Source organism: Streptomyces qaidamensis (genome assembly GCF_001611795.1).
Taxonomy (GTDB): domain Bacteria; phylum Actinomycetota; class Actinomycetes; order Streptomycetales; family Streptomycetaceae; genus Streptomyces; species Streptomyces qaidamensis.
The window spans coordinates 7,347,477-7,373,700 of sequence record NZ_CP015098.1 but is presented as its reverse complement, the minus strand read 5'-3'; the positions used below and the strand labels follow the sequence as shown (position 1 = coordinate 7,373,700).

Genomic DNA, 26,224 nt, shown 5'->3' with positions numbered 1-26,224 from the left:
ACGGCTTCGCGCCGGTCGTGCCTGATCAGCAGGGGCGCTGACACCAACGCCGGTGGCGCAGCAGCAAGCGTGGGGTGGAGCGGGCCAACCAGGCGGCGACGAGGCCGACGGCGGCGCCGGTGGCGACGTCGCTCGGATAGTGGGCGCCGCTCTGGACACGTTCGACAGCCACCATCGTGGTCGGCACCGCGCACAGGGCACCGGCCAGTGGCCATGAGGGGGCCACGGCCGCCGTGAACGCGACCGCGGCCGAGGTGTGCCCGGAAGGGGACGACGACGACTCGGGACGGTCCTCGACCTCGTCGTGCGGGATCCACTCCCTCGGCGGCCGGGGACGCTCGGCCAACTGCTTGCGCACGCCGTTCGCGGCCACCTGGGCCACGGCCACCGTCGCCTGGCGGGGCGGCTGCCGCCGTGCCAGCGCGCCAGCCGCCCCGCCAGGCCATTACCGCGGCCGCACCGCACCACAGCTTGGTGCCCTCCGCCGTCTCCTCCACCGCCGACAGAGTTCTGTGGATGCTCGACGAGGTCCACGCGGCCACCCGCTGCGTCACACGGCGATCAGCCTCACTCACTTCTGCCAGCAAGCCCACGACCTGTGGGTATCCGCCGGATCAGCGCTCACACCCGGAGATCGCCGGCAGTACCCGACGCCATCAGGGGCCGCGCTCCTGGCGGCGCCTGTCCTCCTGCGACGGCCTGTCCCGGCCCATTTCGCCGGGCGCGGTCGCTCGTCGAGCGATCAAGCTCCGGAAGGGACTTCTACAGCAGTGTGGATACAGATGCGTGAGCGCCCCGGGAAGCCGGGGCGCTCGGGTCAGTGGTTGCCGTTACGCCGTCTGTGGCTGCAGGAAGCGCGCCAGCAGGTCGTCCAGGCTCACCATGCCGGTGAGTCGGCCGGAGTCGTCGCGGACCACGGCGAGCGAGGACCGGCGGCGACGCAGCAGGTCGATCGCGTCGGTGACCGTGGCGTCCTCGGTCACTTCGGGTACCGGGCGGGCCAGCGCACGAGCGGTGGTCGTCCGCCCCTGGGCACGGGCCACCACGGCGTCACGGGCATGCACCGAGCCGAGGACGGCGTCCTGCTCGCGGACCAGGAGCCGGGTACGGTCGCGGTCTGCGGCCAGGCGCAGGATCTCGTCGACGTCGGCGCCGGCGTCGACCGAGGGGATGTCGGTGACCGGGGCCTGCAGGTCCCGCACCGGGGTCTCGGACTCCGTCAGCGAACGTGTCAGCAGTTCCGAGTCCGTCTCGCTGATCAGGCCGAGCCGCTCGGACTCGGCCACGAGATGGGTGAGCTGCTCCCGGTTGTGGACGGAGGCGAGTTCGTCGCGCGGGCTGACCCGGCACATGCGTACGAGTCCATTGCTGATCGCGTTGAGCAGCCGGATCAGCGGCCTTACGGCCTTCACCACGGCCCGGAAGGGCGGTGAGAGCAGCATCGCGGAACGCTCGGGATGGGCGATGGCCCACGACTTGGGGGCCATCTCGCCGAGCACCATGTGGAGGAACACGACCACGATCATGGCGACCGCGAAGGCGACGCCGTAGCTGAGCGCGCTGGGCAGTCCCAGCTTGTGCAGCAGCGGGTCGAGTTCGTGCGAGATCGCGGGCTTGGACACCGAGCCCAGGCCCAGCGTGCACACGGTGATGCCAAGCTGGGCGCCGGCCAGCATCAGGGACAGCTCGCGCATGCCGGCCAGGGCTGCCTTGGCGCCTGCCCGGCCCTCGGCCGCGGCCTTCTCCATGCGGTGCCGCTTGGCGGCGACCAGCGCGAACTCGGCGGCCACGAAGAATCCGCTGCCGATCAGCAGCAGCACGGTGACGAAGAGCGCCATCGGGAAACTCATGCCTGCTCCTCCGTCTCCTGGATCGGTCGCTGAATCCACACGCGTTCGGGTACGTGCCGGTCGAGGGTGCGTACGTCGATCACGGCGTCGCCCCCGTCGGGCAGCGCGACCGTGAGCCGGTCCCCGATGGTCGGGAAGCGGCCGAGCCGGTCGACGATCAGGCCGGCCACGGTGTCGTAGTCCTCCTCCTCGGGCAACTCGATGCTGGTCGCCTCGGCGACCTCGTCCAGGCGGCGCCCGGCGTCCACAAGCCAGCCGTCGCCGTCAGCGACGGCGACCTCGGTGACCTTGTCGGACTCGTCGGCGATGTCGCCGACCAGTTCCTCGGCGATGTCCTCGTACGTGACGATGCCCGCAACCCCGCCGTGCTCGTCGAGGACGACCGCGAACTCGTCGTCCCGCTCCCTCATCTGCGTCACGGCGTCCGGCAGCGGGAGAGTGTCCGGCAGCAGCAGCGGTCGCCGGGCGACCGCGCCGGCCGTGGTGTCCGTAAGACGGCCTGCGGACAGCCGCATCAGCTCGGCCACTCCGAGCACACCACTGACGTCGTCGGGGTGGTCACCGAGCACGGGGTAGTTCGAGTGGCCATGCTTGGCGATCAGGCCGACCGCTTCGGCGGCGGTGGCGTCCTTGCGGACGAAGACCGCGTCCACGCGTGGCACCATCACCTCGTCCAGCGTCCGCTCGGAGAACTCCAGCGCGTGGTCCAGCAGGGCAGCCGTGTCCTTGGGCAGTGCGCCCTGCTCGTGGGACTCGCCGATCAGATGGCCCAGCTCCTCCAGCGTGGCGCCGTGGTGCAGCTCCTCCACCGGCTCGATGCCGACCTTGCGCAGCAGCTTGTTCGCCGCCCCGTCGAAGATACGCACGACCGGGCCGACGACCTTCAGATACGCCAGCGTCGAGGCGGCGAGCGCCTTCGCCAGCCGCTCCGGCACAGCGATCGCGAGGTTCTTCGGCGCCAGCTCGCCCAGCACCATCTGCACGACCGTGGCCAGCACGAAGGCCAGCACGACCGAGATGCCGCTCACGGCCGCGTCGGGGATACCCAGGCCCGACAGGGCCGGCCTGAGCAACGTGGACACCGAGGGCTCGGCGATGAAGCCGACCACCAGGCCGGTCACGGTGATGCCGAGCTGCGCGCCCGACAGCATGAAGGACAGCCGCTCCAGCACCTTCAGGGCGCGCGCGGCCTTCTTGTCCCCGGACTCGGCCTCACGGGCGAGGGCGAGGCGGTCGACGGAGACGTAAGCGAACTCCTGGGCGACGAAGTATCCCGTTCCGGCGGTCAGGACGAAGACGGCCAGCAGGCCCAGGAGGGCGTTCGCGGCGCTCATCGGCGCATCGATTGCGAGGGGGCATCCCGCCTCGTGCCGTGCTCAGGAGATGCCTGGCGGGATGGTCGGGGGCTGTGCCCCGAGGGGTCCGTCGAACTGGCGGACAACGGGTGGCTCCTCTTTTCTAGGTGTACGGACAGAAAACGATTCTGGCCGAAATCATGTTCCCGGCCGATGAGAGCGCCGCACGCAGCAGATCGAGGTCGTCGCCGATGGACGGCGACAGGGTGGCCAGCATGGCGATGGCGACACCCCTGTGTCCCCGCTCAACCTGCGCGGGTCCGGCGCTGCGAAGCCGGGCCGCTCCGTGCGGGAGCCCGCTCGTGGCGGCCCGGCGGTCAAGCTGCGGCCGGGGCCGCCGGTCCGACCAGCTCAGAGAGCACGTCCTCCATGGTCACGAAGCCGATGACCTTGCCGCCCTCCCCCACAACGGCGGCGAGGTGGCTGCCCTCGGCGCGCAGGGCGGTGAGCGTGTCGTCGAGCGGGGTGTCGATGCGCACCCGGGTGACCTTGTGCAACGTGGTGCGCGGGAAGGGGGCGTCGCGGTCGGTGACGCCGAGGGTGTCCTTGATGTGCAGGTAGCCCAGGACGGTGGCCTCGGGGCCGGTGACAGGGAAGCGGGAGAAGCCCGCCTCGGCGGCCAGCCGCTCCAGCCGGGCCGGGGTGATCGTGTGGTCGACAGTTCGCATCCGCTGGGCCGGGACCAGGATCTCGCCCACCGGCCGGGTGCCCAGCTCCAGGGCGTCGCGCAGCCGCTCTCCGTCGGCGGGGCTGAGCAGCCCGGCCTCGCTGGAGTCCACGACCATACGGGCGAGCTGGTCGTCGGTGAAGACCGACTCGACCTCGTCCTTCGGCTCCACGCGCAGCAGCTTCAGCAGCGCGTTGGCGAAGGCGTTGATGCCGAACACGAACGGCTTGAGCGCCCGGGTCAGCGCCACCAGCGGCGGTCCGAGCAGCAGCGCACTGGGCACGGGAGCGGCGAGCGCGATGTTCTTCGGCACCATCTCGCCGATCAGCATGTGCAGGTAGGTGGCGAGCGTCAGTGCGATGACGAAGGCGACCGGGTGCACGAGGCCGTGCGGGATGTGCACCGCCTCGAAGGCGGGCTCCATCAGATGGGCGATGGCGGGCTCGGCGACCGCACCGAGCACCAGCGACGAGACCGTGATGCCGAGTTGAGCGGTGGCCATCATCGCCGACAGGTGCTCCAGCGCCCACAACGTCATCCGGGCGCGCTTGTTGCCTGCCTGGGCGCGCGGTTCGATCTGGCTGCGGCGCACCGAGACCAGGGCGAATTCGGCGCCGACGAAGAACGCGTTGGTCAGCAGGGTGAGGGCGCCGATGGCGAGTTGCAGCGCGGTCATCGGGCCTCCTCCAGGAGCTGGACGGCCGGGGAGGTGGCCGGTTCGGTGATCCGTATGCGGTCGGCGCGGTGGTGCTCGACCTCCAGTACGTCGAAGTGCCAGCCGTCGAGGTCCACGACGTCCCCCTTGACGGGGATGCGCGTCAGGCGGGTGGCGATCAGGCCGGCCACGGTCTCGTACGGGCCCTCCGGAGCGGTGAGTCCTATGTCCGTGAGCTGGTCGATGCGGACGCTGCCGTCCGCCTCCCACACCGCGCGCCCGTCCTGCGTCGCCGGGGCGGGTACCAGGTCGGGCACCTCGACCGGGTCGTGCTCGTCGCGCACCTCGCCGACGACCTCCTCGACGATGTCCTCCACCGTGGCCACGCCCGCCGTACCGCCGTACTCGTCGATGACCACGGCCATGGTGCGGTGCTCACGCAGCCGCTCGAGCAGCCGGTCCGCGGTGAGGCTGTCGGGCACCAGCAAGGGCTCCGCGGTCAACTCAGTGACCGGCGTGACGGCCCGCTTCTGCGGCTCCAGGGCGAGCACGTCCCGGATGTGGACAGAGCCGACCACCTCGTCCAGGCTGTCGCGGTAGACCGGGAAGCGGGACAGGCCGGTCGCATGGCTGAGATTGGCCGCGTCGGCCGCCGTCGCGTGCACCTCCAGGGCCTTGACGTCGACCCTCGGCGTCATCACGTTCTCCGCTGTCAGCTCGCTCAGATGCAGAGTCCGCACGAACAGCTCCGCCGAGTCCGCCTCCAGAGCCCCCTCGGCAGCCGAATGCCGGGCCAGCGCGCCCAGCTCGTCGGCGGTGCGGGCGGAGGCCAGCTCCTCGGCCGGCTCCAGACCGAAGCGGCGTACGAAACGGTTCGCGGTGTTGTTCAGGTGCCCGATGAACGGGCCGAACGCGGCCGTGAACGCGCGCTGCGGGCCCCCGACCACCTTCGCCACCGCCAGCGGCCGGGAGATCGCCCAGTTCTTCGGCACCAGTTCGCCGACCACCATCAGCACGACGGTGGACACCATCACGCCCAGGACGGTCGCCACCGAGGAGGCGGCACCGCCCAGACCCATCGCACGCAGCGGGCCACGCAGCAGCGCCGCGAGAGACGGCTCGGCGAGCATGCCGATCACCAGCGAGGTGACAGTGATACCCAGCTGGGCGCCGGACAGCTGGAGCGTCAGGCGCCGTACGGCCTTCAGCGCACCCTCGGCGCCACGCTCGCCCGCCTCGGCGGCCCGCTCCAGTTCACCGCGCTCCACGGTGGTCAGGGAGAACTCGGCCGCGACGAACACCGCGCAGGCCAACGTGAGGAGGAGGGCCAGCAGGAGCAGCAGGACCTCGGTCACCGTGCCACCCCCGCTCCCTTGATCGCGAGAGGCCGGGGAATGGCACGGCTGGTACTGGGAGGCTCACCCATCGGGGGTACGTCGCTCCTTCTCGAATCACATGTGGACAGTGGGGTGGAAACAGGATTGCCTGCCTCTACACCAACTGTAAAGGAGTCGCAAAGCAGCGGGCCGGGGCGGGCAACAGGTCCGCCTGGCTGCCCTTCGGGGACTGATCGGCCCTGCCGGCGCCCGCTTCGGGGTCATCACACCGGTGGTCTCTTGTACCGGACCAGGGCGTGGCCACCGAAGGCGCTGCGGCTCGAGGCGAGCGGTGTGTGCCGAAGATCCGTGGCAGGGGCCCGCGCTGCTCAGGCCGCCCGTCCCCCGGGACCCGGCCACCACCAGCTCAGCGCCACGGGACTGGGCCTCCAGCACCGTCAGCGGCTCACCCGTCACCACGGCATGTGAGACCGGCACCGCCGGCTCCGTATTTTTGCGCGCTTCACCGCCTCGGCCACCAGGTGCTCGACCATGGTCCGGACACCGCCCGTGGGCGGGCCCAACAGAGATGGGCCCAGCGGTGGATGCATGGCGGGCCACAGGAAGGCGTGCACGACCCGCAGCTCCGCGCCTCGCAGCCGCGCCTCTCGCGCCGCCACCTCCACCGCCGCCAGACCCGAGGCCGACCCGTCCACACCCACTACCACCTGACCGGCCACGGTGCCTCCCGGATCCCGGATCCCGGATGCCAGACCTTGCATCTTCAGCTTCACGCCGACCTCATCTCACCGCCAGAGAACCCGGTGTCCACTGACGGGACCGTCCGGCCCCTCCCCTCGTGCCTGATCGCCGGTCACTCGGTCGGCCCCGCAGGGCATCCTGTGCCGCCCCCGGCGGCCTGCAACCACCGGGCAGAACCGTCACCGCTTGCACGGCACGGGCCGCCGACGGGGCAGTACCGGCGAGGAGCCGCTGGCCTGCATCCTTCGCGCACGGCCCCCGGAGCGGCGAACTCGTCGCCGCACTCGCCTCGCAAGAGCCCGTTTTCGGCCTTTCCAGGCGTGCCCGCGCCGACCGTGCCCCTCCCGGCCTGCGACAGCCCTATGCTTCTACTCGTTTGTAGAAGGCCCGCAGCAGGGCCGGGCCTCACGCACCCGGAAGAGGACACGCATGGCTTCGATCGACCTGGACAAGGTGCTCGACAAGGCGTGGGCGGACAAGCCCCTGCCCGAGATCCTGGCCGCCCCGGTGGGGGCACTCAAGGGCGTCTCCGACCGTGACGGCGAGCTGCTCCAGGAGGCGTTCGGGGTCAAAACCGTAGCCGACCTGGCCGAGTTGAAGTACGTCCGCTGGGCGCAGGCCCTCGCCGCGCTGGACTCGGCCAAGTAGCCCGCCCCGCGCACAGCCGTGGTGCCGCGTGCCCGCCCCGGTACGCGGCACCACACCTGAACGAGACACACGCACGCATAAGGAGTGGACGCCACCATGGTGTTCAAACGACTGCTCGGTTCACTCGGCGTGGGCGGACCCACCGTCGACACGGTCCTCGACCCGGGAGCCGCCCGCCCCGGCGGCGCGCTGACCGGCCAGGTCCATCTCAAGGGCGGGGACGCCGACTTCGACATCGAGCACATCACCCTGGAGCTCGTGGCCCGGGTCGAGGCCGAGCACAGTGAGGGCGAGAGCGAGGGGGTTGTCGCCTTCGAGCGGTTCACCGTCGGCGGCGGCTTCCGGCTCGGCGCGGGTCAGCAGCACAGCGTCCCGTTCACCCTGACGCTGCCGTGGGAGACGCCGATCACCGAGCTGTACGGGCAGGGCCTTGGCATCGTCCTCGGCGTGCGCACCGAGCTGGCGGTGGCCGGCGCCAAGGACAAGGGCGACCTGGACCAGCTGAACATCGCCCCGCTGCCCGCGCAGGAGGTGATCCTCGAAGCCCTCGGCCAGCTCGGTTTCGGCTTCAAGTCGGCCGACCTGGAGTACGGGCGCATCGGTGGCACCGGCCAGCGGCTGCCGTTCTACCAGGAGATCGAGCTGACCCCGGCACCGCAGTACGCGCACCAGGTCAACGAGATCGAGGTGACCTTCCTGGCCAACCCGGGCGGCGTCGAGGTCGTCATGGAGGCCGACAAGCGCGGCGGCTTCTTCTCCGGCGGCCACGACGCGCTGACCCGCTTCACTGTCGGCCATCACGACTCCCGTGACTGGAACACGGAAGTCGACGGCTGGATCCGCCAGCTGGTCGAGCACCGGGCGTCGCACGGCTCCCACGGCGCCTACGGTCACGGTGACCCGTACGCCGGGCACGGACACGGCGGACACCACGGGCACGGCGACCACCACCACGACGACCACCGCCGTTCCGGCCCCGGCATGGGCACCGCCGTCGCCGCCGGCGCCGCCGGGCTCGCGGTCGGTGTCGTCGGCGGCATGGTCGCGGCCGAAGTCGTGGACGAGGTCGGAGACTTCTTCGAGGGCGACGAGGAGGACGAGGGCTGATAGCAGGCCCCGGCAGACCGTAAAGGATGCACCGGCCGGGGGCATGGAGGGGCACATCTCCCCGCCCCCGGCTGATAACTTCTACTGTGCTGTAGAAGAAGCGCTGTCCGGAGCACCCCGGTCCGGGCATCCTCCCGACACGTACGGAGTTCTCATGGCCCTGTGGGACCGCCTCAAGGAGTCCGCATCCACGATGCAGACCCAGCTCATGGCGAAGAAGAACGACCTGAAGAGCGGCGCCTTCCGCGACGCCAGCATGGCGATGTGCGCGCTCGTCGCCGCCGCCGACGGCACCGTCGACCCCTCCGAGCGGCAGCGGGTGGCCCAGCTCATCGCCACCAACGAGGTGTTGCAGAACTTCGACGCCGACGACCTGCGCCGCCACTTCGAGGAGAACCTCAACAAGCTCACCGCCGACTTCGCCTTCGGCAAGGTGAGCGTCATGCAGGAGATCGCCAAGGCAAAGAAGAAGCCCGCCGAAGCACGGGCCGTCATCCAGATCGGCATCGTCATCGGCGGCGCCGACGGCGACTTCGACAAGGACGAGCAGGCCGTGGTCCGCGAGGCTTGCTACACCCTCGGTCTGCCGCCCCACGAGTTCGACCTCTGACCGACCCGGACCGTGTGGCGGGCCGGCGCTCCTTGGGCGCCGGCCCGCCACAAACACGGCGACAGCTGGAGTGGCAATGCGGGACGTCGGCCAATCCGTGAGGCGGAGCTCCCTGCGGCATCTGCGCACGGCAGCGGTCCTGGCCAGTGCCGTGATGCTGGTCAGCATCGTGCTCTCGGCCCTGCCCCAGGAAAAGATCCCACTGCCGTTCCGCGCCGGACACCGTCAGGACCGGCACACGAGCACCGCAACCGTCACCGATGAGGCCGAAACCGTCTTCCGTCTCGTGGAGGGGGCGGGACTCCCCGTCGAGAACGCGGTCCTCTACGCCCACCGCGAGGAGGATCCCGATGGGCTCCTGGGGGTGCAGAACAACTACCGCAGCAAGCTGACATTCGAGGATCGGCGGATCGACGGCGGCGCGGTCACCGCACCCGATCCCGGCAGCGTCCATCTCGGCGGTGCGATCGAGGTGTTCCCCGGCGCGGATGCCGCCCGATCCCGCGCCGAGCGCCTGCAGACCTCCGCGGCCCGATCACCGGCCCACGCCGAGCACGCCTACCTCAAGGGACGGATTCTGTTGCGCCTGTCCCCGTACCTGACCGAGAGCGCGGCCGACGCCTATGCCGCACCCCTCTACGCCACGGAGGTCGTCCGGCCGGGACCCGAAAGGAACACGGCGGACGCCTAAGGGGCCCCTCGTTCGAATCTCACGCTCTGCACGAGTCAGCCTCGTCCCGCTGCTCACCTGGGTGGGCGGTTCCTGGGCTGCCAGGCGGATCGGAGGCGCGCTTCACAGGATGACCTCGGGGTCGAGGTCAGTTCCGACCGTCAGGGTCACGGCGTCGGCGGTAACATCCGTGCCCTGCCCGGCCCGCGCATCGGCCAACCGGGAGGCGAGCACCTCGGCCTTTGCGTCCATGCCCTGCGGATGGCTGACCGTGGTGGTGCGCGTTGTCTCCGGGGCGTTGCCCGTGCCGACGACGGTGAAGCCGGCGTGGCGCAGCTTCTCGGCGACGGCGGCGGCACGGCCCGGGATGCCGGTGCCGTTGAGGACCTGGACGCGCACGGAGGAGGCGTAGAGGGGCTCCTCGGAATCCGCTTTGAGCTGCTTCTTGTCGACCTCCTCGTCCTTGGCCAGGGCCGTGAACAACTCGGCGGCCTGCGGGTACTGCCACACGATGTTCGCCTTGTCGGAGGGCACGTCGGCCTCGCGTGGGTAGTTGGGCACGGTGAGGAAGGTCAGGCGGTCGCTGGGGATGCCCTTGAGCTCGGAGGCGAGTCCGTACAGCGGCTTGATGCCCGCAAGGTTGTCGTCCGTGGTGAGGGACTTGGTGGCGGACTGAAGGAAGCCGTACAGCGCGTTCGGGCTGGTCAGCCTGGACTGCGCCTTTTCGGCCAGGGCCTGCATGAACTCCTGCTGGCGTCCGATGCGTCCGGTGTCGGAACCGTCACCGATGCTGTAGCGGGCGCGTACGTATCCGAGCGCCTCCTCGTCCCTGACGGTCTGGCAGCCGGCCTCCAGGTCCAGGTGAGCCTTCTCGTCGTGGATGGCCTGTTCCGGGCAGACCTCTATGCCGTCGAGGGCGTTGACCATGCCCTTGAAACCCTGGAAGTCGACGGACATGAAGTGGTCGATGCGCAGGCCGGTGTTGGCCTCGACCGTCCTGATGGTGCAGGCCGCGGCCTCGGCGACCTCGCCGCTGGTGCCGCCGATCGCGAACGCTTCGTTGATCTTGAAGTGGTGTGGCGCGGACTTGGTGCTGTCACCCTTGTCGCAGGCCGGTATCTCCACCCACGAGTCGCGGGGGAAGGACACGACGGTGGCCCACTCCCGGTTCGCCGGGATGTGCAGCATCATCAGCGTGTCCGACTGCATGGTGGTGAGACCCTTGCCGTACTTCGCATTGCCGCCGTCGCGGCTGTCGGAGCCGACGACCAGGATGTTCTTGGAGCCGGGGCTGAGGTTGACCGGTCGGTTGCCGCCGAGCTTGTTGTCGAGGTCGGCGCCCTGGATGTTGCCGTCCAGATCCTGGTAGAGCCAGGCGCCGACACCCGCGACACCGAGGACGAGCGCCGAGCACATGCCCGCGCTCCACATCAGGACCCGCCGCCCCCGCCGCGTCAGCCGAACCTTCCCCGCTCCGGCCGGAGCGCGCCGCCTTCCCATACCGCTCACTGACGCCCACTCCTCCGCCTGGGTCCCGCCGTCCGTTGCCCTCGGGCGGCCAGCCCTGTGTCCGCCGAACGACTGAACTCTACATCCATGTAGAGATACGGCGGGAAAGAGTGGGCCTCACCTCGACCGGGCTCTGCGTGGCCGTAACATCCCTTGCTCCGCGCGCATGCAGGACACGGAAGCCTTGGGGGATTGGGCGTGAGCAGCACCAACGACGCGCGGACGGCGGTCGGCGAGCCGGCGCGGACGCTCGGGGGACGGAACCGGGCGGCGAAGGTCGGTGCGTTCTTCGCGCTGGGCGGCGTCGCGTTCCTCGCGAACTTCGCCACCGGCATCGCCTGGATCAACCCCGGCATCTTCGTCGGGCTGGCCATGCTGTGCGCTCTGATCGCCATACCCGCCGGGCACATGGGCCGCTTCCGGGGACGCCGGGTGGACGGGGAAGGCCGCGGGCTGGCCTTGGCCGGCATCCTGGCGGGCTGGCTGGTGCTGGTCGTCTGTTTGCTCGCGCTCCTGGCCTACGTGGGGCTCGTCGCCGGACTCGCCGCGCTCACCGATCACGCCTGAGGCCCCACCCCACCCGGTTCAGAGGGGTGTGGCCGCGTGCAGGATGAAGACCATCGTCACGGCGGAGTTCGCCGACGACATCGCCGACACGGCAGCCCCCACCGCCGCGCCCCACGTCGCCGCACCCACCGATGTGAACAGCGGCGGCCAGCTGCGCACCGCCGGAGCGGGTCCGAGCAGGGCCGCCACCCGGCGCGGCACCGGTCCCGCCGCCAAGCCGGCCAGGGTCGCCACCGGAGTGCCGCGAGAGACCAGGGCCGCCTTGCCGATCGCGCACGCCACGGCCCGTCGGCTGCCGACTGTCTGGGCCGCGTCCTCGTCCGCCCACCGTTCCGCCGTGTACGACACCGCCGTCCGCAGCGGACGCAGGAACGGGTTGGCCCGCGCGGCCAGCTGGACCGCGAGAAGAAAGCGGTGGTGGCGGGCGGCCAGATGGGCGCGCTCGTGGGCGAACAGCGCCCGGCGCTCGGCCGGTTCGAGGCAGTCCAGCATGGCCGTGGTCACCACCACGCGATCCCGCCGACCGCCTCCCGGCAACGCGTACGCGTAGGGGACGTCATCCGGAAGCACGGCCACCCCCGTCTCCCGCAACCCGGCCAGCGCCCGATGAGCCCGACGGCGCACCCGCCCGTGCCGCCACAATGTCCGACCACACGCCACCAGCACCACGACGAGCGCGGGAATCGCCGCCTTACCGACGATCTCGTCGTACGGGACCGCCGCCCGCACCTCGGGGTCCGACCAGCCGTCGGGCAGCGGGTTCCCGGGAAGCTGGGCGGTGCCGACCACCATCACCAGGCCGAGGCACAGCGTGCTGCAAGCCGCCATCACCGCGGCCACCCCGGTCAGCAGCCGGGTCGCGGTCCGTGGATGCAGATGCTGCTCGGCCAGGCGCGCGATCGGCCACGCGGTCAAGGGCAGCACCAGCGGCAGAAAGACGAACATCCCCATGAGGATTCAGTCTTCCCCTTCGTTCCTCGCCTGATCCAGCAGGTCTCGCAGCAGCCGCTCGTCGTCCGGGCCCAGGCTCGTCACGAAGCTGGCCAGCACCGCTTCCCGGTCGCTTTCGGAGTCCAGCACCTTGCGCATCCTGTGGGCGGCCAGCCCCGCCTGGTCCGACGCGGATGTCCAGGCGAAGGAACGGCCCGCGCGCTCCCGCGTGACCGCCCCCTTGGCCAGCAGCCGGGTCAGGATGGTGATGACGGTCGTATAGGCAAGGTCTCCGCCCAGGCGTTCCTGCACCCAGCCGGCCGTCGCCGGCTCGTCCGCCTCTCTGAGCGCCGACAGGACCAGCGCCTCCAGCTCACCCTGCCCCCGCCGTCGGGGACGCTGCCGCTGCTCAGCCACGCCCTGTCTCCCTTCCGCCGCCGCCTGTTTCCCGCGCGGACATCGTATAGACGCCCTCAGGACCACCACACCGCCCGACGAGCCTCGACACCCCCGCCACATTCTCTACAGAATTGTAGAAGCTACGCCGCTCCGAGGACATGCCCGTGAACGCAAGCAGGATCATCGAAAGGAACTCGGGGACATGGGTGTCATCGCGTGGCTGGTGCCGGGACTCGCCGGAGCGATCGCCCAAGCCGTCCTGCCCGGCCGCGATCCAGGCGGCATCGGCACGACGCCCATCGGCATCACCGGCGCCTTCCTGGGCGGCTGACTGTCGGCGGAGTTCCTCGACCGGCCGAGCCAGCGCGAACTCTTCGACGCCGCGACTTGGGGCTCGGCCATCGCGGGCGCACTCGTAGTACTGATCGCCTATCGCCTGCTCTTCGGCAACTCACGGGACTGACAAGGAACATCACGCGACCGCGCCGAGCCCGAGGCACGGTCGCGTCACCCTTCCACTTTCTCTACAGTGATGTAGATTCTTGAGTCCGGGTCCGCGCCGCGGGCCTCGACCGCACCTGCCGAGAAGGAGTAGCAGTGGGAGTTTCCCTGTCCAAGGGCGGCAACGTCTCGCTCAGCAAGGAGGCACCGGGCCTGACCGCCGTTCTGGTCGGTCTGGGCTGGGACGTCCGTACGACCACCGGCACCGACTACGACCTCGACGCCTCCGCCCTGCTCCTCGACGCCTCCGGCAAGGTTCTGTCGGATCAGCACTTCGTCTTCTACAACAACCTCAAGAGCCCCGACGGTTCGGTCGAGCACACCGGCGACAACCTCACCGGTGAAGGTGAGGGTGACGACGAGGTCGTCAAGGTGAACCTCGCTGCCGTGCCCGCCGAGGTCGACAGGATCGTGTTCCCGGTGTCCATCCACGACGCCGAGAGCCGCGGACAGAGCTTCGGCCAGGTCCGCAACGCCTTCATCCGTGTCGTGAACCAGGCCGGCGGTGCCGAGATCGCCCGCTACGACCTGTCCGAGGACGCCTCCACCGAGACCGCGATGGTCTTCGGCGAGCTTTACCGCAGCGGCGCCGAGTGGAAGTTCCGCGCCGTCGGGCAGGGCTACGCCTCGGGCCTTGCCGGGATCGCCTCCGACTTCGGCGTGGGCGTCTGAAATCCCGCGGAGGCGGCGCCCGACCGACCCACCCCGGGCAGGTCCGGCGCCGCCTCCGCGCCGCTCCGAGAACGACACCGAAGCCTTCCCCCCTCAGGAGACCATGTGGCCGACCCACTGCGCCTTCGCCAGGAGGACAGGCCGGACTTCGAAGCGGTACTGCACCTGGCACTCACCACCACGGACATCCCTGCGGCCCTGAACGCCGATCCCACCGGCCAGGCCACGGCGCGCCTGCGTCTCCGCGCACTCGGGGACGCCGACGAGATAGCCGCCACGGCACGCGCGGAATACGGCACGTACCTCGCCTTGCGTACATCGGCGGAGCCCGACCCGCCCCCACACCGCGCCGCCGGCAGCCTGCTGCCGGCCCTGGCGGTACTCACCCCGCTCATCGCCGCCGCATCCGCGGCGGTCCTGCTCGTCCTCGGCTACCTGCTCCAACTGACCGGCACGGAAGACACGCTCCCCGGCTCACTGGTCACCGCCGGATGGGTCCTGACGCTGATCGCGGGCTCCAGTGCCCTCCTCGCCTTCGCCGCGATGCTGAGAACGGCGATACGCGGCGGCGACGGCACGGCACATGAGGCACGCGTGCAGCAGGCACGGCAGAACTGGCAGCGGGCCCTGTTGGACCGGGGCATGCTGCCCCACCTGCGACGCTGCCTCCGCGAGGATCCGTCCCTCCGTCCCACCCCGACCCTGGGCGTCCGCACCGCCCACTTCCATGACTCCCGCACCGCCACCAACCCGAAGGAGCACCCCTCCCATGTCGGTCAACCTGAGCAAGGGCCAGCAGATCAGCCTCAGTAAGTCCGACGGCACCGCCCTGACGTCCGTCCGCATGGGACTGGGCTGGCAGGCCGCGCCCCGCAAAGGCTTCCTCGCCAAGCTCACCGGGGCGCGGGAGATCGATCTGGATGCCTCCGCCGTCCTCTTCGCCGCCGGGCAGACCACGGACGTCGTCTTCTTCCAGCACCTGGTCAGCGACGACGGCTCGGTCCGGCACACCGGCGACAACCTCACCGGCGGCGCTGGCACGGGAGGCGACGACGAGGCCGTCCTGGTCGACCTGGCCCGCGTACCCGCCCACATCGACCAGATCGTCTTCACCGTCAACTCCTTCACCGGCCAGACCTTCGCCGAGGTGCAGAACGCCTTCTGCCGCCTGGTCGACGAGACGACCGGAGCCGAACTGGCCCGCTACACACTCACCGGGGGCGGCAACCACACCGCCCAGATCATGGCGAAGGTCCACCGCTCCGGCGGCGGCTGGCAGATGAAGGCCATCGGCGCACCCGCCACCGGCCGTACCTTCCAGGACCTGCTTCCGGCCATCACGCCCCACCTCTGAGCGCCACCGCCGCCACGCTCGCGCCGTCCAGGCCCGGGTCCCGGAGAAGAGAGAGCAGGACACCATGTTCGGACTGAGCGAACTCGCCGTCATCCTCATCGTCGTCATAGCCGTGATCCTCGCCAAGAAGGGCCCCGAGCTGGCCCGCTCCGCAGGCAAGTCGGCCCGCATCCTCAAGGCCGAGGCCCGTGCCATGAAGAAGGAGGAGAACGAGGCGGCGGCAGCCACACCTCACCGGATCATCCCGGGTGAGACCGCCGTACCCGACACCGGCGCGACCGCCCCCGGCACGGAACGGCCGTCGGCCCCCGCACCCGACCGGACCGGGCACACGGGCGGTACGCCGCCGCAGGACAGCACGCCGTAGGCCCTGGACACGTCGCAGGCCGAGGCGGGCGTCACCCGGGTACACAACGGACTGATGCACTTTCGAACGGGCACTCGTGTGCCACCAACGACTGAGGGGTGGCGAACCGACCATGGACAAGGTGCTGCGCCGTCTGGTCGTCACGGTCATCCGCCTGCCGCATGGTTGTGTTTCGGGGCGGCCGACACCTGCCTGGTCGGGCGGTCTTGACCGTGATGGTGCCTGATCGTCGGCAAGGCCCCCGTCAAAGCCACCCACCGGCCTCGTCGGATTGACCTCGATCACCTGGGCACGTTGAGTGCGCAAGCGGCCCACGCCATGCTGTGCGAGCGCTCGTATGCCCGGCCAAAGCCACCGCTCGTGATCACGGCGTATGCGATGCCGACGATCAACTTTCCCTGTCCGACCGGGGATGCGTTGCCATTCCGACCTCCGATTTGCCCTTTACATCCACTACGTGAAGGCAGGTACCCCTCAGGGGCGGGGTAACCATCACAGACCTCGGCGCGTCGGCGGACATGGGATACAGAGGAAACAGCATGCCGACTGCATGGCGAGCGACGGCCGCACGATCGCCCACGAGCGCCGCCTGACGGAGGCGGGACGTGCTCGCACCGATCTGGATACCGCCCCGACCAGGCAAAATGGGCAAAGTATGTGAGGTTGCGCAGACTCGGGGAAGAAGGTGCGGCAACCGACAGGAGGTTGCCGTGAGGGGTGGAGATCTGGAACTGGGCGAGTTGCTGGCCGCCGCGGAAGCGGCCCCGCCCGGTGAGTCAGTCGACGTGGTGGCACACGACCTGCAGAAGCGGTTCGGTGCCGAGGCCGTGTCCTTCCTGTTCGTCGACCTCATCGGCCAGCGGCTGGTACGCCTCGCCGCGGCCGGTGACGAGGCCGCCGACCCTGGCGAGCCGGTCGACCTGCAGGGCAGCGTCTACGACAGCGTTCTGCAGAGCCAGCGCCAGCATGTGGAACCGGACGGCCAAGGCGGACGCCGCGTCATCACGCCCGTCACCAACCGCGGCGACTGCATTGGCGTCCTGGAGGTGAGCCTGCAGTCCTCAGACGACACCGTGCTGCACCAAGTCCGCCACGCGGCCCATGCGCTGGCCTACATCATCGTCACGGACCGCCGCTTCACCGATCTGTACCACCAGGGCCGGCGCACCACCGAGACCAGCCTGGCGGCGGAGATCCAGCACCAGTTGCTTCCCTCGGCCTCCTGCTGCGAGGCGGCCCAGTTCACTCTGGCCGCCGGACTGGTCCCGGCCGACGACATCGGTGGCGACACCTACGACTACACGCTCGACCGCGACACTCTGCACCTGTCGATCACCGATGCCATGGGCCACGACACCAATTCTGCTCTGTTGGCCACCTTGCTTGTCGGTGCGCTGCGGCGGGCACGTCGCAGCGGCTGTGACGCCGTCAAGCAGGCCCGCCACGCGCACGATGCCCTGCTGAGCCACAGCCGCGGTCTGGCCACCGGACAACTGCTGTGCGTCGACCTCGAAACGGGGCTGTGCGAGCTGGTCAATGCCGGCCACCCCCGTCCCCTGCTGCTGCGTGACAACGCCGTCGAAGAGGTGAAACTCGCCGTCAACCTGCCCTTCGGTGTGGCGGCACCCACCACCTACCGCCTACAGGAACTACTCCTGAGACCCGGGGACCGTCTGGTCCTGCTCACCGACGGAATGCAGGAACGCGGTGCCGCGGCCGTCGACCTGGCCTCGGTCATTCACGACACCCGCGCGCTGCACCCACGAGAAGCCGTCCGGGCCCTGACCGCTGCGGTGCTCGACGCCTGCCACGGCAACCTCAAGGACGACGCCACGGTCCTGATACTGGACTGGCACAGCAATCGCAGCCGGCCGGTCTGACCGGCCCGCCCCAGCGCGTCGCGGCCGAGGAGGTGATCGGTCAGGCCCTCGTCGAGTCCGACCATCTGCCCGACCTCAAGGCACAGGTCATCGGCACAGGTCATCGCAGAACTGTGGCTCCGAGATATCGAGCTCACCGGCTGGCGCGTCCTGCATCGCAGGTCGGACGATCCGGCTGGGCGGGAAGCCTTCCTCGACGCCTGGACGAGCCTCTGAGCGTCGGCTCCTTCGAGCTGCACGTCAGCTGCGCAGGACATGCGGTTCCCGTGCCCGACGACGCTTGCAGCGACTGAGGTCGGGAGGTTTCGGGGCCGAAGTCGCATCAGCCGCGGGCCCTCCACAGATCAGGGGCCGCGCAGCCATGGCTGCGCGGCCCCTGATCCTGCCGGCCCGGCACGAGAGCAGGCGCCTTGGTCCGGGTGAGTGGCCGAACCCGCAGGAGCGGCGGCCACCTGGACGCGGCGTGCGCGATCTCCCGGGCAGGTCTGCGAGGTCAGGCCACGTTGATGTTCTCGGCCTGCGGACCCTTCTGGCCCTGGGTGACGTCGAACGTCACGGCCTGGCCCTCCTGGAGCTCACGAAAGCCGGTGGAGTTGATCGCGGAGTAGTGCGCGAAGACATCCGGGCCGCCGCCATCCTGCGCGATGAAGCCGAAGCCCTTCTCCGCGTTGAACCACTTCACAGTTCCCGTAGCCATGTCTCATGCCTTCCAGTCGATGAACGCCTCCCACTCCTTGTGGCAGACGGAGGTGATCGCCCTGGTTCCTGCGGCACAGCACAGCAAAACGCCCATACCGAAGGTGTGGGCAAGAGGGAATTCCGAACCACGACAGCTGACGCAGACGCTACACGCCTACACACCGCGTCACCACAGGAATGATCAAGCCGAACACCGAGACCGTGCGTGCGGTGCCCGCCGACACCGACGGGCACGCTCATCTCATGCTGCTGCCGTCGGGTTCGCTGATTCGGCGGCGCGGCGGTATTCGGCGTTGAGGCGTTGGGCTTCCTCGAGCTGGTCTTCAAGGATGACGATCCGGCAGGCGGCCTCGATGGGGGTCCCGTGGTCGACGAGTTCCCGGGCGCGGGCGGCAATGCGCAGCTGGTAACGGGAGTAGCGGCGATGTCCGCCCGCGGAGCGGAGTGGGGTGATGAGGCGGTGTTCGCCGATGGCGCGGAGGAAGCCCTGGGTGGTGCCGAGCATCTCGGCGGCCCGGCCCATGGTGTAGGCGGGGTAGTCATCGTCATCGAGACGGCCGAAGGTGTCGTCTGCTGTCATTGCACCTCTCTGCGGAACGCGTGGAGGGGCCCTGGCGCCGTACTGCCGCCAGGGCCCCGAAGGAACTACTACACCATCTGCCGGCCCTGATACTGCACCGGCCCTCTGTTTCCGCAGGCCCGACCGGGATGCTGTCGGGGCCGCGGGGATCGCGGTTGCTTGACCGGAGACCACCTCACTATCGATGTCCTGCGGTACCCGGGCCCAAGATTTCCGCCCGGGCGATCCTGATGGCGCTCGGCTCCTCCGATCTTCCCTCTTGATCAACTACTCACTGACGGAAAATGCGAACTGCTGGTGGCCTCGAACAGCGCCACTCTTCGGCAGCCAGCCCCGTCGCCCGTCCTGCGTCTGCTCTGGCTTGGAACCCCACTGCCGATCCTCCCGGTGCGCGCGTCCGCAGCCGACGCCTTCACCGAGGTACTGCTCACTGACTTCACTGCTGAGTACTGCGAACCTTCACTTACTGGTACTGCCACTGCCGTACTGCTCATGGCGGCCCCTGATCACTGCGGGCCGCCCGGTCCGGTCGTCAGTCCCGTCGCCGTCCTGCAACCGCTCTGGCTTCGGAACTCCACCACCGCACCGTCTTGCGAACTACAACTGCGTACTGCTGCCCGGCAGTTCATCTCTGCCGGGCCTCTCTTGATCTCGGCTACGAAAGAAACCTTAACCACACCGCCAGCCAATGTCTACTCCAGCGAGTACAGATTTCCGCGCGCTCGAAGAGGAGGTACTTCGCCTCGATCAGTCTGCCTCGACCGGTCCCATGGATGGTTCAAGCAGCTGCGAGGCTCTGTCCGGCGCTCACAGTGACCCACCGCCGCGTGGCAGGTCGGGCTGGGTGTGACGTCGCCGACTGCGCCACGGCGAGCGTCGGCGACACCGGCCAGCACTGCGTCTTACGACGGGGCAAACGCCCTGCGCCACGGCGGGGGCCGCTGCACCCTGGAACCGACCGCGCACCCCGACACCATCGAGGTCGCCGTTCACGGTCCCGGCCGACATGTGCCGCGCATGCGCACCCCTGACCTGAACGGCGGCACCCGGGGGCTTCGGCCGGCCCGTGGTCACCCGCCTCGTCCACGCCGCGGCGGTCACCCGCGGGGCCTCCGGCGGCACAACCATGAGCGCCTTCATTGCCCGGTAGCGTCACCGCTCAAGCAGCCGAATGGCCGGCGAACAAGGTCCGCCTCATGCCGCAGCCTGACGAGTTACCGGTTGACGTTGCCGCCGTGGTGGAGTCCGGCCAGAGCAACCAGATGTCCCTGGCCGTAGCCACCGGTGGCGCTGTCATCACCGGCCGGCCGGCTGCCGAAGCGGTGTGGAGGCAGAGGGTGTCGGATGTGCTGAGGGATTCCGCCCACTTGGGCGCGTTCGCCCGCCGTCTTCGACGCCCCCCGTGAAGGAGGACGGACCGCCCACGCGCCTGCACTTCCATGCCGCCCGGATCCTGCAGGGCGACGGTGACGGGAACCCGCTGCACGCAGTGTGGGCCCGACCGGCGTACCGGTCGGGCCCCTGCTGGTCAGATGTCGGCTGGTGTCTGATCACCTGGTCAGACTGTGACGGGGGTGCCGAGCATCGCGGAGGCGTGCTGCATCGGGCTGAGCATGCCCAGAGGCGCTGCCTTGGGAACGGCGCGGCAGGTGAAGCCGAGCTGAGCCATGGCCCGCAGGACTTCGGCGGCGCTGAAGTCACGGCGGTCCTGGCGCGTGATGACCTGGCCGACCTGCTTGGCGGGGTAGTGGCGGCGGCCGATGATCACCGATTCGCCGGTGACCGGTTCGGGCTTGATGCCCTTCATCGATTCCAGCACCCCGCCCTTGGTGAGCTCGAAGGGGAAGCGGGCGATGACGCAGCGCATGTGGCCTCACAGAGAGAAGGAAAGAACGGTCCGGCCAGGGGCGAGGTGTTTCAGCGGGAGAGGGCGAGGATGCCCAGGGCGCTGCCTTGTTCGTCGACCACCGGCAGGGCACCGAGCCGACGGGTGCGCATCGCGTGCTCGGCTTCGGCCATCGTGGTCACGGGTGAGGCGAACGAACCGGGGCCGCCGAGGATGTCGCGCAGGCGGACACGGTCCGTGTAGTCGGAGCTGTCACGGACGGCGGCGAGTTCGGTACGGGTGACCAGGCCGGTGCACTGGCCGTCCTGGTCGCAGACGACCAGTCGGCCCGTGCGGGCGGCGGCCATGACGGCCAGCGCCACCTCGACACTCATGTCGTCACAGACCTGCGGTCCGGCCGCATCCATGACCTCAGCCACCGTCCTGTGCACGGACTCGCCGTCCGCCGGGCGGGGCTGTGTCTGAACCAACGTCAAGGGTGCCTCCTGCAGAGATGGGCCGGCTTCCTGATCACGAGAGTTCTAGGCCACCGCGCCGAGGACGGACTGGCGTACGGGGGTGCGCCTGGTCGCGGAGGTGGGGCGGCGGCGGCCTCGGGAGGTGGCGCTGCGCTTGGGGCGTTCGGTCACCGGTGCGGTGATGACGACCGGGATGCCGGACGGGGCCTGGGCTCCGGTGATCCGGCTCAGTGCCTCGTCGCCCGAGCGTACCTGGGTGGTCTGCGGCCGGATTCCGGCGTCCGACATCAGACGGACCATGCCTCGGCGCTGGCTCGGCGTGACCAGGGTGACGACGCTGCCGGACTCGCCGGCGCGGGCGGTACGGCCGCCGCGGTGAAGGTAGTCCTTGTGGTCGGTCGGCGGATCGACGTTGACGACCAGGTCGAGGTTGTCCACGTGAATGCCGCGCGCCGCGACGTTGGTCGCCACCAGCACGGTGACGTGCCCCGTCTTGAACTGCGCCAGCGTGCGGGTGCGCTGGGGCTGCGACTTGCCGCCGTGCAGCGCGGCGGCCCGCACCCCGCTGTCGAGCAGGTCCTGGGTCAGCCGGTCGACGGCGTGCTTGGTGTCCAGGAACATGATCACGCGGCCTTCACGGGCGGCGATCTCGGTCGTGGCGGCGTGCTTGTCGGCGCCGTGAACGTGCAGGACGTGGTGCTCCATCGTCGTGACCGCACCGGCCGACGGGTCGACCGAATGCACGACGGGGTCGGTCAGATAGCGGCGCACCAGCAGGTCGACGTTACGGTCCAGGGTGGCGGAGAACAGCATCCGCTGCCCCTCCGGACGCACCTGGTCGAGCAGCGCGGTGACCTGCGGCATGAAACCCATGTCGGCCATCTGGTCGGCCTCGTCCAGCACCGTGATGCCCACGCGGTTCAGCCGGCAGTCGCCACGGTCGATGAGGTCCTTGAGCCGGCCCGGGGTCGCGACGACGACCTCGGCTCCGCCGCGCAGCGCGCTGGCCTGCCTGCTGATCGACATGCCGCCCACCACGGTGGCCAGCCGCAGCCGCACGGAGCGGGCGTACGGGGTCAGCGCGTCGGTCACCTGCTGTGCCAGCTCACGCGTGGGTACGAGGATCAGCCCCAGCGGCTGGCGGGGCTCGGCACGCTGTCCGACGGTGCGGGCGAGCAGGGCGAGGCCGAAGGCGAGGGTCTTGCCGGAACCGGTGCGCCCGCGGCCCAGGACGTCACGGCCCGCCAGGGAGTTCGGCAGCGTAGCTCCCTGGATCGGGAACGGTACGGTCACACCCTGCTTGCCGAGTTCGGCCAACAGCTGCTCGGGCATGTCGAGATCGGCGAAGCCCTCGACGGCGGGCAGTGCGGGGGTGATCGTCCTGGGCGGCGCGAACTCACGCTGCACTGCGGCGGGCCGACGGCCGTAACCGCCGGAGCGGACGGGCCCGCCGGTACGGCGCGGTGCCTGCGAGCCGTAGCCGCTGCCGCCCCTTCCGGCGTCGGCACGGCCGTCACGGGAGCGGGCGGGGCGGTCGTTCGTGTACGTGCGATTCATGCGGACCTTCCTCGATGTGGCACATACCAAGGAATTCCCGCCGCGATGAATGGCATGGAGAATTACAAGTATGGACCGGTGACAAGAGAAAACAGATCTGGCCTGCGAAAACATCCGTGGGAACAGATACTGAAATGGGTGACGCGATGGGGACCTTTCGATCCGGGCGCCGGCTGCGGTGCAGCGCTTCAGGATGCACCTGCGTCCCGAAGAAGGAACCACGTGTGGTGGTAGCGCGAATTCCTCCGGGGCGTCCCGCGGGTGAAATCCACTGCGGGTACGCGTACAGCTGGGGCCCGCACCCCGAAGGATGCGGGCCCCAGCTACGGATTGCGCGTGAGCGTCAGGCCGGAACGATGTTCTCGGCCGTCGGGCCCTTCTGGCCCTGCGCGATGTCGAAGTTCACCTTCTGGCCCTCGAGCAGCTCACGGAAGCCCTGCGCGGCAATGTTCGAGTAGTGGGCGAACACGTCGGCGCCGCCACCGTCCTGCTCGATGAAGCCGAAGCCCTTTTCCGCGTTGAACCACTTCACGGTACCAGCAGCCATGTCATATCTCCTTTGGGGCAGTGCATCGGCATCCGCACTGTGCGAACGCCGTGTCGCCGCGATGATCACCCCGCCCGGAAATGACCGGAAATACAAAAGCGCTCCCGACCGGCAGAAGCCTGGTGGGGCACTTGAAGTTTCGGGAACCACAACTGCAACTGAGATAGACAGTAGCACGCCGGAGCGGCCCGTGTGCGTTGGATAATTCCACTCTTCTCTTCGCGGCAAAAACTCCCGCTGCACGGCCCCCCAAAATCTGATCCCTCGGGAACAGATATTGATTACTCGGAGTTTTGACGTCTCAGGAAGAGTCGACCGGCATGCTGCGCGACAGCCGGGGAAAAACCGCTGCCCCCGCCTGGAAAACGCAGCTGCGAGACTGCGGTATGACCAGATGAGCGAGCCCATTTCTTCAGTGTGGGTGAGGCGTCGTTGAGCTCGGCACGGGGCGGGGTACGTGGAGTTGGCACAGGACCTGATGAGACGCTCCTCGCCACGATCAGCTACGTGCTGGTCAGCGGCTGCGCCTGGCGAACTCTGCCGCCGTGCTTCGGCATAGCGGAGTCGACCGCCAACCGCCGGTTCCTCATCTGGTCCAGAGCCGGTGTCTGGGGCCGACTGCACGAGGCCGTGCTGCCGTGACACACCTCCTGCCGTGACACGTCGCCGCCCGTGGAGCCACCGTACTCGCGGGACTGGCGGCTCGGCGCGGCGCGGGCCCGAAGGCCCGCGCCGCGCCGGGTCACGCCGGTGGCCTCAGACAACTGCCCGCTGCCTGCGGCGCCTGCTCAGGTACATCCCCGTGGCACCCGCCGCCAGCAGGCCGCCCGCGGCGATGCTCACCGGAAGGGCCGGGAAGGACGAGACGTCGGTGCTCGCGGCGGTGTTCTGAACGGCCGGGCCCGGGGTGATGGACGTGGTGACCGGGCTGACGTGCCGGATCCGGCCGACCGACTTCACCGAGCCGTCCGTGTTCAGCAGCACCTGCTTGTTGTTGGGGTGCCGGAAGTCGAACATGCCCGTGAGCGGGCCCGCGGTGGCGTCGAAGGACGCGTCGCCGATGCGGCCGGTGTGCCAGTTGTCCTCGATGAAGCGGGTGATCGACGCCTGGTCGGTCTGTGTGTGGTCGACCTTGTCGACCTTGCTGTAGGGGGAGATGACCAGCAGCGGCTGGCGGGTGCCCGGTCCGCAGCGGTCCTGGTAGCCGCCAGAGGCCGTGGGGCCGTCCTGGCAGGCCGGGCTGTCGGTGGCCTTGCCGTTGGAGCCGGGGGCGGTGTCCGTGGAGCCGTTGCGCGGTGGGGCGTAGACGTGGTCGTACCAGCCGTCGGAGTCGTCGTAGGCGACGACGATCGCGGTGGACTTCCACTGCGGCGAGCTCTGGATGGCGTTGATCTGCTGTACCAGGAAGTGCTGTTCGTCGATCGGGTCCGAGTAGCCGGCGTGCCCGTCCTGGTACTCGGCGGCCTTGAGGAAGCTGACGGAGGGCAGCTTGCCCGCCTTCAGCGCGGCGTCGAAGTCGGTCAGGTCGTAGTTGTGGTTGGCCTGGCCGTTGTGACCGATCTCGGTCACGCTCTTGGGCGGCAGGTGGTGCGGGTTGGACGTCGACTTGTAGTACGCGAACGGGTTGTGGTGAGGGCTGTAGTCGACCACGGAGGCGCCGCCCACGTTCGTGTGCGCGGTGTCGCACTTGGCGTACGAGCCGCCCGCGCCGTTCCACGCGGTGGAGGGACGGAAGCCGCCCTGGAACCAGCCCCAGCTCACCTTGTCGGCGTTGAGCAGGTCGCCGATGTTCTTGCCCTGCATCGCCGCGAGCGCGTTGGTGCTGGTGTGGTCCTTGCCGGCGCAGTCGTCGTAGGCCGGGTCGGGGTCGTTGACGACCGTGCCGACGCCCTTGGCGTCCGGGGACTTGACCGTGTAGGCGTCCGGGGTGGAAGTCTGCTTCGGGTTCTCGGTGCCGGTGGATGGGTCGACCGAGATGACACCGTGCGTCTGACCGGAGACCAGGTTCAGGGCACCGGGTGTGGAGGGGCCGTAGACCGAGCTGAATGAGCGGTCGTTGAGGGTGTAGTGCTGGGCGTAGTTCCACAGGCCGGTGACGGTGTTGCCGTCGTAGTAGTCCATCACCAGGCCCGGCTCGCCGAACAGGCCGCCGCTGCACTTGTCGACCTCGGTGTTCTGCACGAACTGGTCGGCCTTGCCACCGTTGTAGGCGTACTGCTCGGGCCCGTAGGAATGGTTCTGGTCGCAGGTCATCGCCTGGGACGGGGGCAGCCGCTTGGGCGCGTACTGGTTCGGGTTCTGCGTCAGCAGCCCGGCGTGCGCGACGGTGTCGATGTTCCTCGGGGTCTTCTTCGACGCCGTGAACTTCGTGCCGTCGGTGTTGGCGGCCTTCGGATAGGTTGCGAAGTAGTGGTCGAAGGAGACGTTCTCGTCGTAGATGACGACGACGTGCTTGATGGGCGTGGCCGTCGAGGAGCGGCCCTGGTGGTAGCCGGCGGGCACGGCGGCCCAGGTGGGTGCCGCGCCACCGAGGACCGTGAGCGCGGCGGCGCCCGCCAGTGCCCCCAGGCTCCGGATCGCTGTTCTGCTTGCCTTGCTGACCATGCTCGTTCACCCTCCGGGCGAGATCGTTATCGAGGCATACGGCCAGGGATCCTCCGCCGGGCGGACGGCGTGCCGACGGAGGGATGGTGGCGGCTGGGTGAACACCGGGTCAGG

At 69.5% G+C, this 26,224-nt stretch carries 25 protein-coding genes and 4 pseudogenes; 13 read left to right on the top strand and 16 right to left on the bottom strand.

Translation table 11 applies throughout. From position 1 onward, the window contains the following. Positions 1–25: 25 nt before the first annotated feature. The 6 genes and pseudogenes from A4E84_RS44830 to A4E84_RS44825 form a co-directional block, all read right to left on the bottom strand. Complete coding sequence (locus A4E84_RS44830) at positions 26–382, bottom strand: phosphatase PAP2 family protein (protein WP_237305026.1); 357 nt, start codon at positions 380–382, stop codon at positions 26–28. Positions 383–830: 448 nt separating this feature from the next. Further along, the gene (locus A4E84_RS32615) at positions 831–1,850 is read right to left on the bottom strand and encodes a hemolysin family protein (RefSeq protein ID WP_062929987.1); all 1,020 of its coding nucleotides are present in this window, start codon (positions 1,848–1,850) and stop codon (positions 831–833) included. Beyond that, on the bottom strand, positions 1,847–3,184 hold the full coding sequence (locus A4E84_RS32610; protein ID WP_062929986.1) for a hemolysin family protein: 1,338 nt from the start codon (positions 3,182–3,184) through the stop codon (positions 1,847–1,849). Before A4E84_RS32610 ends, A4E84_RS32615 begins: the two co-directional genes overlap by 4 nt. Before the next feature lie 338 nt (positions 3,185–3,522). Further along, positions 3,523–4,548: a hemolysin family protein gene (locus tag A4E84_RS32605; RefSeq protein WP_062929985.1), complete on the bottom strand. Its 1,026-nt coding sequence runs from the start codon at positions 4,546–4,548 to the stop codon at positions 3,523–3,525. Next, positions 4,545–5,882: a hemolysin family protein gene (locus A4E84_RS32600; protein WP_062929984.1), complete on the bottom strand. Its 1,338-nt coding sequence runs from the start codon at positions 5,880–5,882 to the stop codon at positions 4,545–4,547. The genes A4E84_RS32605 and A4E84_RS32600 overlap by 4 nt, the downstream gene beginning before the upstream one ends. Before the next feature lie 318 nt (positions 5,883–6,200). Further along, positions 6,201–6,583: pseudogene (locus A4E84_RS44825) on the bottom strand (universal stress protein); the annotation flags it as partial. Positions 6,584–7,034: 451 nt separating this feature from the next. On the opposite strand from A4E84_RS44825, the gene A4E84_RS32590 reads away from it, so the two are divergent. From A4E84_RS32590 to A4E84_RS32575, 4 genes are all read left to right on the top strand, one after another. Further along, positions 7,035–7,253, top strand: a complete 219-nt coding sequence (locus A4E84_RS32590; protein ID WP_062929983.1) for a hypothetical protein — start codon at positions 7,035–7,037, stop codon at positions 7,251–7,253. 96 nt (positions 7,254–7,349) lie between these two features. After that, on the top strand, positions 7,350–8,360 hold the full coding sequence (locus A4E84_RS32585; RefSeq protein WP_062929982.1) for a sporulation protein: 1,011 nt from the start codon (positions 7,350–7,352) through the stop codon (positions 8,358–8,360). Between the two features lie 154 nt (positions 8,361–8,514). Beyond that, on the top strand, positions 8,515–8,970 hold the full coding sequence (locus A4E84_RS32580) for a tellurite resistance TerB family protein (RefSeq protein WP_062929981.1): 456 nt from the start codon (positions 8,515–8,517) through the stop codon (positions 8,968–8,970). A gap of 97 nt (positions 8,971–9,067) precedes the next feature. Beyond that, the gene (locus A4E84_RS32575; RefSeq protein WP_159029642.1) at positions 9,068–9,661 is read left to right on the top strand and encodes a hypothetical protein; all 594 of its coding nucleotides are present in this window, start codon (positions 9,068–9,070) and stop codon (positions 9,659–9,661) included. A gap of 102 nt (positions 9,662–9,763) precedes the next feature. On the opposite strand, the gene A4E84_RS32570 is transcribed toward A4E84_RS32575, so the two are convergent. Beyond that, positions 9,764–11,140: an LCP family protein gene (locus A4E84_RS32570; protein WP_079129198.1), complete on the bottom strand. Its 1,377-nt coding sequence runs from the start codon at positions 11,138–11,140 to the stop codon at positions 9,764–9,766. A gap of 207 nt (positions 11,141–11,347) precedes the next feature. Here A4E84_RS32570 and A4E84_RS32565 point away from each other — a divergent pair, with 207 nt between their 5' ends. After that, complete coding sequence (locus A4E84_RS32565; protein WP_063827586.1) at positions 11,348–11,716, top strand: hypothetical protein; 369 nt, start codon at positions 11,348–11,350, stop codon at positions 11,714–11,716. An 18-nt stretch (positions 11,717–11,734) separates the two neighbouring features. Here A4E84_RS32565 and A4E84_RS32560 read toward each other — a convergent pair whose 3' ends face one another. Together A4E84_RS32560 and A4E84_RS32555 are read right to left on the bottom strand one after the other, a co-directional pair. Beyond that, entirely contained in the window at positions 11,735–12,667 is a 933-nt protein-coding gene (locus tag A4E84_RS32560; protein ID WP_062929978.1) for a M56 family metallopeptidase, read from the bottom strand. 6 nt (positions 12,668–12,673) lie between these two features. Further along, positions 12,674–13,063, bottom strand: coding sequence for a BlaI/MecI/CopY family transcriptional regulator (locus A4E84_RS32555; RefSeq protein WP_062929977.1), 390 nt, complete (start codon positions 13,061–13,063; stop codon positions 12,674–12,676). A 184-nt stretch (positions 13,064–13,247) separates the two neighbouring features. Here A4E84_RS32555 and A4E84_RS32550 point away from each other — a divergent pair. The 6 genes and pseudogenes from A4E84_RS32550 to A4E84_RS32525 all read left to right on the top strand — a co-directional run bounded on the left by A4E84_RS32550 (position 13,248) and on the right by A4E84_RS32525 (position 17,819). Next, positions 13,248–13,508, top strand: a pseudogene (locus A4E84_RS32550) (GlsB/YeaQ/YmgE family stress response membrane protein). A 134-nt stretch (positions 13,509–13,642) separates the two neighbouring features. After that, a complete protein-coding gene (locus A4E84_RS32545; protein ID WP_062929976.1) occupies positions 13,643–14,218 on the top strand; it encodes a TerD family protein in 576 nt (191 codons plus the stop codon). Positions 14,219–14,323: 105 nt separating this feature from the next. Further along, positions 14,324–15,031 (top strand): hypothetical protein, encoded by a 708-nt coding sequence (locus tag A4E84_RS32540; RefSeq protein ID WP_063827527.1) that lies wholly within the window; start codon positions 14,324–14,326, stop codon positions 15,029–15,031. Continuing rightward, complete coding sequence (locus A4E84_RS32535) at positions 14,988–15,572, top strand: TerD family protein (RefSeq protein WP_062929975.1); 585 nt, start codon at positions 14,988–14,990, stop codon at positions 15,570–15,572. The genes A4E84_RS32540 and A4E84_RS32535 overlap by 44 nt, the downstream gene beginning before the upstream one ends. Before the next feature lie 64 nt (positions 15,573–15,636). Next, positions 15,637–15,939 carry a twin-arginine translocase TatA/TatE family subunit gene (locus A4E84_RS32530; RefSeq protein WP_062929974.1) on the top strand — a complete coding sequence of 101 codons (303 nt, stop codon included), beginning with the start codon at positions 15,637–15,639 and terminating at the stop codon, positions 15,937–15,939. Positions 15,940–16,649: 710 nt separating this feature from the next. Continuing rightward, a complete protein-coding gene (locus A4E84_RS32525) occupies positions 16,650–17,819 on the top strand; it encodes a PP2C family protein-serine/threonine phosphatase (RefSeq protein WP_062929973.1) in 1,170 nt (389 codons plus the stop codon). A 493-nt stretch (positions 17,820–18,312) separates the two neighbouring features. Here A4E84_RS32525 and A4E84_RS32520 read toward each other — a convergent pair whose 3' ends face one another. Together A4E84_RS32520 and A4E84_RS32515 are read right to left on the bottom strand one after the other, a co-directional pair. Then, positions 18,313–18,516: a cold-shock protein gene (locus tag A4E84_RS32520; RefSeq protein ID WP_031104458.1), complete on the bottom strand. Its 204-nt coding sequence runs from the start codon at positions 18,514–18,516 to the stop codon at positions 18,313–18,315. Positions 18,517–18,759: 243 nt separating this feature from the next. Continuing rightward, entirely contained in the window at positions 18,760–19,098 is a 339-nt protein-coding gene (locus tag A4E84_RS32515; protein ID WP_062929972.1) for a MerR family transcriptional regulator, read from the bottom strand. Positions 19,099–20,294: 1,196 nt separating this feature from the next. Between A4E84_RS32515 and A4E84_RS44815 the strand changes: the two are divergent. Next, positions 20,295–20,560 (top strand): annotated as a pseudogene (locus A4E84_RS44815) (hypothetical protein); the annotation flags it as partial. 96 nt (positions 20,561–20,656) lie between these two features. Here A4E84_RS44815 and A4E84_RS32505 read toward each other — a convergent pair. The 4 genes from A4E84_RS32505 to A4E84_RS32490 form a co-directional block, all read right to left on the bottom strand. Beyond that, positions 20,657–20,965 (bottom strand): SCO5918 family protein, encoded by a 309-nt coding sequence (locus tag A4E84_RS32505; protein ID WP_062929971.1) that lies wholly within the window; start codon positions 20,963–20,965, stop codon positions 20,657–20,659. 50 nt (positions 20,966–21,015) lie between these two features. Beyond that, positions 21,016–21,420, bottom strand: coding sequence for a CBS domain-containing protein (locus A4E84_RS32500; protein ID WP_062929970.1), 405 nt, complete (start codon positions 21,418–21,420; stop codon positions 21,016–21,018). Between the two features lie 45 nt (positions 21,421–21,465). Beyond that, complete coding sequence (locus A4E84_RS32495; RefSeq protein ID WP_062929969.1) at positions 21,466–22,959, bottom strand: DEAD/DEAH box helicase; 1,494 nt, start codon at positions 22,957–22,959, stop codon at positions 21,466–21,468. 343 nt (positions 22,960–23,302) lie between these two features. Continuing rightward, a complete protein-coding gene (locus A4E84_RS32490; RefSeq protein WP_003973099.1) occupies positions 23,303–23,506 on the bottom strand; it encodes a cold-shock protein in 204 nt (67 codons plus the stop codon). Positions 23,507–23,965: 459 nt separating this feature from the next. Here A4E84_RS32490 and A4E84_RS32485 point away from each other — a divergent pair. Next, a pseudogene (locus A4E84_RS32485) lies at positions 23,966–24,142 on the top strand (transposase); the annotation flags it as partial. A 120-nt stretch (positions 24,143–24,262) separates the two neighbouring features. Here the strand turns inward: A4E84_RS32485 and A4E84_RS32480 are convergent. Next, positions 24,263–26,110, bottom strand: coding sequence for a phospholipase C (locus A4E84_RS32480; RefSeq protein WP_062929968.1), 1,848 nt, complete (start codon positions 26,108–26,110; stop codon positions 24,263–24,265). Positions 26,111–26,224: the final 114 nt, after the last annotated feature.

Coding starts and splice junctions, on each gene's coding strand:
- A4E84_RS32505 (WP_062929971.1), bottom strand. CDS start 20,965: ATGCGCTGCGTCATCGCCCGCTTCCCCTTCGAGCTCACCAAGGGCGGG.
- A4E84_RS32520 (WP_031104458.1), bottom strand. CDS start 18,516: ATGGCTACGGGAACTGTGAAGTGGTTCAACGCGGAGAAGGGCTTCGGC.
- A4E84_RS32580 (WP_062929981.1), top strand. CDS start 8,515: ATGGCCCTGTGGGACCGCCTCAAGGAGTCCGCATCCACGATGCAGACC.
- A4E84_RS32495 (WP_062929969.1), bottom strand. CDS start 22,959: ATGAATCGCACGTACACGAACGACCGCCCCGCCCGCTCCCGTGACGGC.
- A4E84_RS32590 (WP_062929983.1), top strand. CDS start 7,035: ATGGCTTCGATCGACCTGGACAAGGTGCTCGACAAGGCGTGGGCGGAC.
- A4E84_RS32490 (WP_003973099.1), bottom strand. CDS start 23,506: ATGGCTGCTGGTACCGTGAAGTGGTTCAACGCGGAAAAGGGCTTCGGC.
- A4E84_RS32610 (WP_062929986.1), bottom strand. CDS start 3,184: ATGAGCGCCGCGAACGCCCTCCTGGGCCTGCTGGCCGTCTTCGTCCTG.
- A4E84_RS32530 (WP_062929974.1), top strand. CDS start 15,637: ATGTTCGGACTGAGCGAACTCGCCGTCATCCTCATCGTCGTCATAGCC.
- A4E84_RS32480 (WP_062929968.1), bottom strand. CDS start 26,110: ATGGTCAGCAAGGCAAGCAGAACAGCGATCCGGAGCCTGGGGGCACTG.
- A4E84_RS32535 (WP_062929975.1), top strand. CDS start 14,988: ATGTCGGTCAACCTGAGCAAGGGCCAGCAGATCAGCCTCAGTAAGTCC.
- A4E84_RS32605 (WP_062929985.1), bottom strand. CDS start 4,548: ATGACCGCGCTGCAACTCGCCATCGGCGCCCTCACCCTGCTGACCAAC.
- A4E84_RS32585 (WP_062929982.1), top strand. CDS start 7,350: ATGGTGTTCAAACGACTGCTCGGTTCACTCGGCGTGGGCGGACCCACC.
- A4E84_RS32515 (WP_062929972.1), bottom strand. CDS start 19,098: ATGACAGCAGACGACACCTTCGGCCGTCTCGATGACGATGACTACCCC.
- A4E84_RS32615 (WP_062929987.1), bottom strand. CDS start 1,850: ATGAGTTTCCCGATGGCGCTCTTCGTCACCGTGCTGCTGCTGATCGGC.
- A4E84_RS32570 (WP_079129198.1), bottom strand. CDS start 11,140: ATGGGAAGGCGGCGCGCTCCGGCCGGAGCGGGGAAGGTTCGGCTGACG.
- A4E84_RS32560 (WP_062929978.1), bottom strand. CDS start 12,667: ATGGGGATGTTCGTCTTTCTGCCGCTGGTGCTGCCCTTGACCGCGTGG.